Genomic DNA, 9,051 nt, shown 5'->3' on the forward strand with positions numbered 1-9,051 from the left:
TCAGACGGTGCCGGTGCGGGCCCGGCGGCGGCGCAGCCACACGTACAGCGGCCCGAGGAGCACCCAGCCGCCCGCGATCAGCCCGGCGACCGGGAGGATCCCGTCGACGGCGGTGCGGCCCGCGACGCGCACGTGCGTCGGGTCGGCCGTGTCGTACTCGACGTAGATGTTCTCGCCCGGGGTGAGCCCGACCGGGTAGGAGATGCCCGCCGCCGGGGTCTGCAGCCGGCCCTCGTCGTCGACGAAGCTGACCAGGGTCCGCCAGTAGTCCGAGCCGTCGAGGACGGTCGCGGCGGTGGTGCCGCGGTTGCCGTCGATCGCCGCGTCCTCCAGGAACGCACCCCCCAGCGCCACCAGCGCGACCAGCGTCCACGCCAGCGCGACGGCCAGGACGATCTCGGGCAGGTGGTACCGCGTCCGGCCGATGAGCCGGGCCGCGACGGCCGAGGTCTCGGTCAGCACATCGCCGGTGGGACGGCCGCTCGGACTGGTCACGGGACCCGATTCTAGGAGCGCTCCGGCACCCGGGTGTGTCCGGTGCCTCCCACCCTGGCGCCCGCCCCCGCGGAGGAAGTTGCCTACTCTCGAAGGGTGACCGTCGCACCGGCCAGCACCGCGTTGCGCGTCCGGACACGCCCGCTGCGACTCGACGGGCGGCTGCTGGACGTGCTGCCCGCCGACGCCGGGGCGCTGTCCTGGGTGCGCGACGGCGAGGGCGTGGTCGCCTGGGGCGAGGTCGCGCGGTTCACCGCGTCGGGACCCGAGCGCTTCGCCGAGGCCGACCGCTGGTGGCGCCGCGTGGTCGACCGGCTCGACGCCGGCGCCGGCTACGACGACGTCCGCCTCCCCGGCACCGGCGCCCTCGCGTTCGCCTCGTTCACCTTCGCCGACGGCTGCCCGGGCTCGGTGCTCGTCGTGCCGCGGGTGATCGTCGGGCGGCGCGGGCACCGCGCCTGGATCACCGAGATCACCCCCGCCGACGCACCGGAGACCCCGGGCAGGCTGCCGGTCCCGTCGCCGGTGCGCCCCAGCGGACGGCTGCGCTACGCCGACGGCCAGGTCTCCGCGCACCGGTACCGGGCCGCCGTCGCCGCGGCGGTCGGGCGGATGCGCGACGGGGAGCTGGAGAAGGTGGTGCTCGCGCACGACCTGCTCGCCGTCGCCGACCGCCCGCTGGACCCCCGGTTCCTGCTCCGCGGCCTCGCCCGGCGCTACCCGACGTGCTGGAGCTACGCCGTCGACGGCCTGGTCGGCGCCACCCCCGAGCTGCTGCTGCGGCTGCGCGGGCGGACCGTGGAGTCGCGGGTGCTGGCGGGCACGATGTGGCCCGGCTCCGGACCGGACGCCGACACCGCGGGCGCGCTGATCGGCTCGTCGAAGGACCGCCGCGAGCACGCCTACGCCGTGGACTCCCTCGCCGCGTCGCTGCGCCCGCTGGTGGCCGAGCTGCACGTGCCGGACGCACCGTCGGTGCTGACCCTGCCGAACGTGTCGCACCTGTCCAGCGACGTGCACGCCCGTCTCGACCCGGCCCGGCCCGCGTCGCTGCTGACGCTGATCGGCGCGGTGCACCCGACGGCCGCCGTCGGCGGCACCCCGACCCCGGACGCGACGGCACTGATCTCCGAGATCGAGGGTCTCGACCGCGGCCGCTACGCGGGCCCGGTCGGCTGGGTCGACGCCGAGGGCGCGGGCGAGATGGGCATCGCGCTGCGCTGCGCCGAGCTGCAGGGACGCACGGCGCGGCTGTTCGCCGGGTGCGGGATCGTCGCCGACTCCGAGCCCGACGGCGAGGTGCGCGAGGCCGCCGCCAAGATGCGCGCGGTCCGCGAGTCCCTGGAGGGCTGAGCCCGGCCCGGCACGGTCCGGTGTCCCGTCCGGCCGGACCCGGCGGCGGGCCCGGGACGCGGGCGGGACCGGCTCAGTCCAGCGCCGCGGCGACCACCCGGCGGAGCTCGGCGTGCGCGTCGCGCAGCCCGGCGCGGTGCGCCGCGACCCGGACCAGCCGCCGTCCCGAGCCGGGGCGGGCCGCGAGCTCGCCCGCGTCGCCGCCCCAGTCGGCCGCCCGCCAGCCCGCCGCCCGGGCCAGGGCGACGAGGTCGACGCCGGTCGGCGTGCCGAAGACGCGCTCGAAGGCGTGGGCGTGCGCCGGGCCGCCCTGTTCGAGCAGGTGGAAGATGCCGCCGCCGTCGTCGTCGAGGACGGTGACGGTCAGGTCCGGGGACGGCTCCCCCGGGCCGACGACCAGCCCGGTGGTGTCGTGCAGCAGCGTGAGGTCGCCGAGCAGCAGCGCCGTCGGGCCCGGGTGGGCGAGCGCGGCGCCGAGGGCGGTCGACACCGTCCCGTCGATGCCCGCGACCCCGCGGTTCGACCGCACGGTGAGCCCGGGGCGGGGCACGGCGGCCAGCGCGACGTCGCGCACCGGGTTCGACGAGCCGAGGACGAGCTGCCCGCCGTCGGGCTGGGCGGCGACGAGGTCACGGGCCAGCCGCAGGCCGGGCGCGCCGGCGGCGGTGCCGTCGTCGAGCGCGGTGTCGAGGGACTTGGCCGCGGCCCGGTCCGCGTCACGCCAGGACCGCACCCAGTCCTCGGGCGGGGACAGCGCGGGCAGCGCACCGACGGCCCGGACCGTGCCGGCGACGTCGGTCCACGGGGCGCCGTCCGGACCGGGGTCGGCGAACACCGCCACCGACGGGTCGGCGAGCAGCGCGGCGACGCCCCGGTGCAGGGTGGGCCTGCCGAGCACGACGACCTGGGTGGGGCGCAGCTCCGGCCGGTCGAGCAGCCACGGCCCGGTGCGCAGCGCGTGCGCCCACCAGCACGACGACGGCTCCGCGACCAGCGGGGCCCCGCCGAGCAGGCCGGGGTCCGCGGCGGGCCCGCCCGCCCCGGCGACGACGAGCGTGCGCACCCCCGGGTCGAGCTCCAGCGGGGGCAGCGTGCGGACCGGGCGGGTCACCGCGGTCCACGGCGCACCGCCGGGGCGCCCGGCGGGCAGGTCCGCGCCCGGCAGACCGGCGTCGTGGTGCCCGGTGTCCGGCCCGGCCGGATCGTCGTCGGGCACGAGCGGATCGGTGTAGGGCAGGTCCAGGTGCACCGGACCGGGCGCGCCCGCACCGGCACCGGTGGCCGCGGCGAGCATCCGCGCGACGACCGCCCGCCAGCGCCGCGCCTCCGGCTCGGTGGTGCCCACGGGCACCGGCAGCGCGCCCGCCCAGCGCACCGCGCCGCCGTACAGGCCGGCCTGGTCGACGGTCTGACTGGCGCCGGTGCCGACCAGATCCGGCGGCCGGTCCGCGGTCAGGACCAGCAGCGGGACCCCCGAGTGCGACGCCTCCAGCACCGCGGGGTGCAGGTTCGCCGCGGCCGTCCCGGACGTGACGACGACCGGGACCGGGCGGCCCGACGCCAGCGACAGCCCGAGCGCGAGGAAGCCCGCGGCGCGTTCGTCGATGCGCACGTGCAGCCGGACCGTGCCCCGCTCGTCGGCCCGGGCCAGCGCGAACGCGGGTGGCGCGTTGCGGGAGCCGGGGCACAGGACCGCGTCGGTGACACCGGCACGCGCCAGCTCGTCGACGAGGACGCGCGCCTGCGCGGTCGAGCCGTTCACCCCATCACCCCTCACCACGACGGTACCGGCGTACTGCCCGCGATCCCCACCGAGGCCGGTCGGCTGAGGCGCGGATCATCGGCGTTGCGGCCGGTTCAGGGCCGCAGGTACTCGAACGGGGTGGCCGCGGTGGCCCCGGGCAGCTGCTCCGCCGTCCGCTCGGCGGCCGCGCGCAGGAACGTGCCGGGGTCGGTCATCGGGCCGCCGCCCAGCCCGTCGAGGTAGGCGCGGTGCGCGGACAGCGACGCGACGGCGGCGTCGAGGTGCTCAGAGATGTCGACGGCGTGCCGCGCGGCGGGCGAGGAGGCCGCGGCGAGGCCGGTGACCCCGTCCCAGCGCTCCCCCGCCTCGGGGAACAGCCAGCGGTTAGCCGCGTCCCGGACGGCGTCGACCGTCGCCCGTCCGACCGCGACGTGGTCGGCCTGGTTGAGCGTCTCGCCGGCGTCCCAGAACTCGCGGAAGTTGCCGGTCACCACCAGCTGCGGGCGGTGCCTGCGGATCGCGGCGGCGATGTCGCGGCGCAGCGCCACCGAGTACTCGACGAGCCCGTCGGGGTGGTCGAGGAACTCGCACGTGCTGACGCCGACGGCGGCGCAGGCCGCACGCTGCTCGGCCTCGCGCACGCGTCCGCACTCGGCGGGGTCCATCGTGTCGATCCCCGCCTCGCCACGGGTCACCAGCAGGTAGACGACCTCGCGGCCCTGCGCGGTCCACCGGGCGACGGCGCCGGAGCCGCCGTACTCCATGTCGTCGGGATGGGCGACGACGACCAGCGCCCGGTCGAAGTCCTCCGGCAGGGGCAGCAGGTCGGCCATGTGGCCCAGTCTGCCGCGCAGTCGCGACCGGGTGTGGCCGGGGCACGTCACGGTCGAGGTACCGATGTGGCCGGAACCGGTGAAAACGGCGCACGACGGCCCTACCGTGACGCCACCGCAGAAGTCCGTCGACGGGGAGGGACCGTGTCCGACACGCACGCCGGCGCCACCGCGCCGGGATCACCGACGCCACCGGCGTCCGACCAGCCGCACACGCCGATCGCAAAGGTCGTCGCGGGGAGCATGCTGGGCACGACCGTGGAGTGGTACGACTACTTCCTCTACGGCGTCGCCGCCGCCCTGGTGTTCCCGGCGGTGTTCTTCCCCGAGTCCGACGGCGCGACCGGGACCCTGCTGTCGCTCGGCACGTTCGCGGTCGGCTTCGTCGCGCGCCCGGTGGGCGGCCTGGTCTTCGGCCACTACGGCGACAAGATCGGCCGCAAGAAGCTGCTGGTCCTGTCGCTGATGATGATGGGCGCCTCGACGTTCGCGATCGGCCTGCTCCCGGCCTACGCCACGATCGGGATCGCCGCGCCGCTGCTGCTCGTCGTGCTGCGGCTGGTCCAGGGCTTCGCGCTGGGCGGTGAGTGGGGCGGCGCGGTCCTCATCGTGTCCGAGCACGGCAGGCCCGAACACCGTGGGTTCTGGGCGAGCTGGCCGCAGGCGGGTGCCCCGGCCGGGCAGCTGCTGGCCAACGGCCTGCTCGCGATCATGGCGCTGGTCCAGTCCGAGGAGGCGTTCCTGGCCTGGGGCTGGCGGATCCCGTTCCTGCTGTCCGCGGTGCTGGTGCTCATCGGCCTCTACGTCCGCCTCGCCGTCGAGGAGTCGCCGGTCTTCCGGGAGGCGCAGGCCAGGGCGGCCGCGCGCGCCGCGGCCGGCGAGAAGGACACCATGCCGATCCTGGACGTCCTGCGGCTCTACCCGCGCGAGGTCCTGACCGCGATGGGCGCCCGGTTCGCCGAGAACGTCTCGTACTACATCTTCACGATCGTCATCTCGACGTACGTGAAGGAGCAGTTCGGGCTGCCGTCGTCGTTCGTGCTGGGCGCGGTGCTGATCGGTGCCGCGGTGCACCTGGTGACCACCCCGATGTGGGGTGCGGTCTCCGACCGGGTCGGCCGCAAGCCGGTGTACCTGTTCGGCGCCGCCGGCGTCGGCATCTGGGCGTTCGTGTTCTTCTTCCTGGTGGACACGCAGAGCTTCGCCCTCACCGCCGTCGCGGTGACGGTCGGGCTGGTGCTGCACGGCGCGATGTACGGCCCGCAGGCGGCGTTCCTGTCCGAGCTGTTCGGTACCAAGGTGCGCTACTCGGGCATCTCGATCGGCTACCAGCTGGCGTCGGTGTTCGCGGGCGGCCTGGCCCCGCTGATCGCGGCGTCGCTGCTGGTCGCGACGGGTACCGGCTACTCGATCGCGGTGTACATCGCGATCGCGTCGGTGGTCACGATCATCGCCGTGGCGAGCTACTCGGAGACCCGCACCCGGCGTCTCGACGACGACGACGCGCTGACCAGGACCTGATCCGGCACGTACCACCCGAACCGCGCCGCGGTCCGGCGGAACGGCTCCCGGGGGCGTAGAACGGGTGCGACCCGTCGATCACCCCCGGGAGGCCGGACCCGTGCCGCGCACCGACTTCACGATCAGCACCCCCGACAGCGACGCCGCCGCCACCCTGCACACCCCGGACGGCGACGGCCCGTGGCCGGGCGTGCTCCTCTACCCCGACGCCGGCGGTGTCCGGCCGGCCATCCACGACATGGCCGCGCACCTGGCGTCGCTCGGGTACGCGGTGCTGCTGCCCGACGTCTACCACCGGCACGGCGACTGGGCCCCGTTCGACTTCGCCACCGTGTTCTCCGACAAGCCCGAGCGGGCCCGGCTGATGGGCATGGTGGGCTCGCTGACTCCCGAGTTCGTCGCCGTCGACGCCGAGGCGTGGGTGACCGCGCTGCTGGAGCGGCCCGAGGTCGGCGGCAGGGCGGTCGGCACCACCGGCTACTGCATGGGCGGGGTGATGAGCCTGCGCACCGCCGCGACGCAGCCGGAGCGGGTCGCGGCCGCGGCGTCGTTCCACGGGGGCAACCTCGCCACCGACGACCCGGCCAGCGTGCACCGGCTCGCCGACCGCATCCGGGCCGAGGTCTACGTGGCCGGCGCGACCGACGACGACTCCTTCCCCGACGAGCAGAAGCAGCGCCTCGGCGACGCGCTGTCCGCGGCCGGGGTGCCGGCGACCCTGGAGACCTACCCGGCGGCGCACGGCTTCGCGGTGCCGGACGCCCCCACCCACGACGACGACGCCGAGCAGCGGCACTGGGACGCCCTGCACCGGCTCTTCGGGGCGAACCTGTAGGGGTAGCGTCTGCGCTCGACATGAGCGCGACCCTTCACGTGACGGGCCTGGCCGCGGGCCACGGCGACCGACCCCTGTTCTCCGGGCTGGACCTCGTCGTCGCGCCCGGCGACGTCATCGGGCTGGTCGGTGCCAACGGCGCCGGCAAGTCCACCCTGCTGACGGTGCTGGCCGGCTCGCGGCCCCCGGACGACGGGTCGCTGACCCTCGCCCCGCCCGACGCGACCGTCGGGCACCTGCCGCAGGAGCCCGACCGGCGTCCCGGGGAGACGGTCGCCGGGTTCCTGGCGCGCCGGACCGGCGTCGCCGACGCGCAGGCGACGATGGACGCCGAGGCGGAGGGGCTGGCGTCGGGCACCCCCGGCGCCGACGACCGCTACGCCGCCGCGCTGGACCGCTGGCTGGCCCTCGGCGGCGCCGACCTCGACGAGCGCTCCGGTGAGGTGCTGCGCGAGGTCGGGCTGGCGGTCGGCCCGGACGCCCCGATGACCGGGCTGTCCGGCGGGCAGGCGGCGCGGGCGAACCTCGCGGCGCTGCTGCTGTCCCGCTACGACCTGCTGCTGCTCGACGAGCCCACCAACGACCTCGACCTCGACGGCCTGGAGCGGCTGGAGCGGTTCGTGGGCGGCCTGGCCCGGCAGGGCACGCCGACGGTGCTGGTCAGCCACGACCGGGAGTTCCTGGCACGCACGGTGAACCGGATCGTCGAGCTGGACCTGGTCCAGCAGCGGATCGACGTCTACGACGGCGGCTACGAGTCCTACCTCGCCGAGCGCGAGGTGGCCCGCCGGCACGCCCGCGAGGACTACGAGGAGTACGCCGGGAAGCTCGGGACCCTCCAGCAGCGCGCGGTCATGCAGCGCAACTGGATGGCCCAGGGCGTGCGCAACGCCCGGCGCAAGACGAAGGACCCGGACAAGAACGTCCGCGCGCAGCGCCAGGAGTCCAGCGAGAAGCAGGCCGCGAAGGCCCGGCAGACCGAGCGGGCGATCGAGCGGCTGGAGGTCGTGGAGGAGCCCCGCAAGGAGTGGGAGCTGCGGATGGAGATCGCCTCCGCACCCCGGTCCGGGTCGGTCGTCGCGCGGGCCGACGCCGCCGCCCGTGCGGCGCGGGGACTTCGCGTTCGGCCCGGCCACGGTGCAGGTGGGCTGGGCGGACCGGGTCGTCGTCACCGGCGCGAACGGGGCGGGCAAGTCGACGTTGCTCGGGCTGCTGCTCGGCCGGATCGCCCCGGACTCGGGCTCGGCGGGGCTCGGCTCGGGGGTGCTGGTCGGCGAGATCGACCAGGCCCGCGGCGCCTTCCTCGGGGACGCGACGCTGCTGCGCGCGTTCGGCGAGCAGGTGCCGGACTGGCCCGAGTCCGAGGTGCGGACGCTGCTCGCGAAGTTCTCCCTGGGCGCGGACCAGGTGCTGCGGACGGCGTCGTCGCTCTCGCCGGGCGAGCGGACCCGCGCCGCGCTGGCGCTGCTGCAGGCGCGCGGGGTGAACCTGCTGGTGCTCGACGAGCCGACCAACCACCTCGACCTGCCCGCCATCGAACAGCTGGAGCAGGCGGTCGAGGACTTCGACGGGACCGTCCTGCTGGTGACCCACGACCGGCGGATGCTCGACACGGTGCGCGCCACCCGCCGCTGGGACGTCCGCGACGGGACCGTCACCGAGCTCTGAGACGGCCGTGGCCCACCGGGTTCCCGGCGGGGCCACGACGTCGGTGTCGGGGGTGGGTCAGGCGGTCTCGGGCTGCTCGACGATCGCGAAGCGCAGCTCCTGCTCGCCCTGCTCGGTCGCCACGGGCTGGACGTCGAGGACCTTGTCGTCCAGGAGCTCCGCCGCGGCCGGCTCGAGGAAGACGGTGATGCCCTCCCCGCGCAGCACGGTGTGTCCTGCGTGTCGCCCTCCTGCGCGAGGGCCAGTTCGAGGCCCTGCGCCGGGTCGGGCGCGGAGATGCGCAGGCCGCCCTCGTCGGGCAGCTCCGCGTCGGTGCTCAGGGTCCTGATCGCCTCGGCGGCGTTCTCGGTGATCGCCAAACATCGCCCCACCGTACGGACGCGGGCGCACACGTCCACCGCGCCGGCCCGTCCGCGTCCCCGGTCGGGTGACCCGTGGCGCCGTGCCCTCCGCAGATGCCGGACGGTGACAACCGTCACCCCACGGATCAGCCGAAGTCGTCGGGGTCCGGCCGATGCGCTCGCCGGTGTGGAGCTTCTCGACGGCGGCGATGTCGTCCTCGCTCAGCGCGAAGTCGAAGATCTCGGAGTTCTCCTTGATCC

Annotated in this window: 7 protein-coding genes and 1 pseudogene; 4 read left to right on the plus strand and 4 right to left on the minus strand. The window is 75.8% G+C overall.

Annotated features, from left to right (window positions below):
• Nucleotides 1-495 (minus strand): DUF3592 domain-containing protein, encoded by a 495-nt coding sequence (locus tag KPL57_RS29045; RefSeq protein ID WP_208818959.1) that lies wholly within the window; start codon nt 493-495, stop codon nt 1-3.
• A 96-nt stretch (nt 496-591) separates the two neighbouring features.
• On the opposite strand from KPL57_RS29045, the gene KPL57_RS29050 reads away from it, so the two are divergent.
• Nucleotides 592-1,848, plus strand: a complete 1,257-nt coding sequence (locus KPL57_RS29050) for an isochorismate synthase MenF (protein ID WP_226353910.1) — start codon at nt 592-594, stop codon at nt 1,846-1,848.
• A gap of 73 nt (nt 1,849-1,921) precedes the next feature.
• Here KPL57_RS29050 and menD read toward each other — a convergent pair whose 3' ends face one another.
• Both menD and KPL57_RS29060 read right to left on the minus strand, forming a co-directional pair.
• Complete coding sequence (gene menD / locus KPL57_RS29055) at nt 1,922-3,610, minus strand: 2-succinyl-5-enolpyruvyl-6-hydroxy-3-cyclohexene-1-carboxylic-acid synthase (protein ID WP_226353911.1); 1,689 nt, start codon at nt 3,608-3,610, stop codon at nt 1,922-1,924.
• A 95-nt stretch (nt 3,611-3,705) separates the two neighbouring features.
• Complete coding sequence (locus KPL57_RS29060) at nt 3,706-4,425, minus strand: PIG-L deacetylase family protein (RefSeq protein WP_226353912.1); 720 nt, start codon at nt 4,423-4,425, stop codon at nt 3,706-3,708.
• A gap of 243 nt (nt 4,426-4,668) precedes the next feature.
• Between KPL57_RS29060 and KPL57_RS29065 the strand changes: the two genes are divergently transcribed.
• The 3 genes and pseudogenes from KPL57_RS29065 to KPL57_RS29075 all read left to right on the plus strand — a co-directional run bounded on the left by KPL57_RS29065 (nt 4,669) and on the right by KPL57_RS29075 (nt 8,449).
• The gene (locus KPL57_RS29065; protein ID WP_226353916.1) at nt 4,669-5,946 is read left to right on the plus strand and encodes an MFS transporter; all 1,278 of its coding nucleotides are present in this window, start codon (nt 4,669-4,671) and stop codon (nt 5,944-5,946) included.
• 100 nt (nt 5,947-6,046) lie between these two features.
• The gene (locus tag KPL57_RS29070) at nt 6,047-6,781 is read left to right on the plus strand and encodes a dienelactone hydrolase family protein (protein ID WP_226353913.1); all 735 of its coding nucleotides are present in this window, start codon (nt 6,047-6,049) and stop codon (nt 6,779-6,781) included.
• Nucleotides 6,782-6,801: 20 nt separating this feature from the next.
• A pseudogene (locus KPL57_RS29075) lies at nt 6,802-8,449 on the plus strand (ABC-F family ATP-binding cassette domain-containing protein).
• Nucleotides 8,450-8,506: 57 nt separating this feature from the next.
• On the opposite strand, the gene KPL57_RS29080 reads toward KPL57_RS29075, so the two are convergent.
• Nucleotides 8,507-8,656, minus strand: coding sequence for a hypothetical protein (locus KPL57_RS29080; RefSeq protein WP_226353914.1), 150 nt, complete (start codon nt 8,654-8,656; stop codon nt 8,507-8,509).
• Nucleotides 8,657-9,051 lie beyond the last annotated feature (395 nt).

The sequence above is a fragment of the Pseudonocardia sp. ICBG601 genome, from assembly GCF_020496245.1.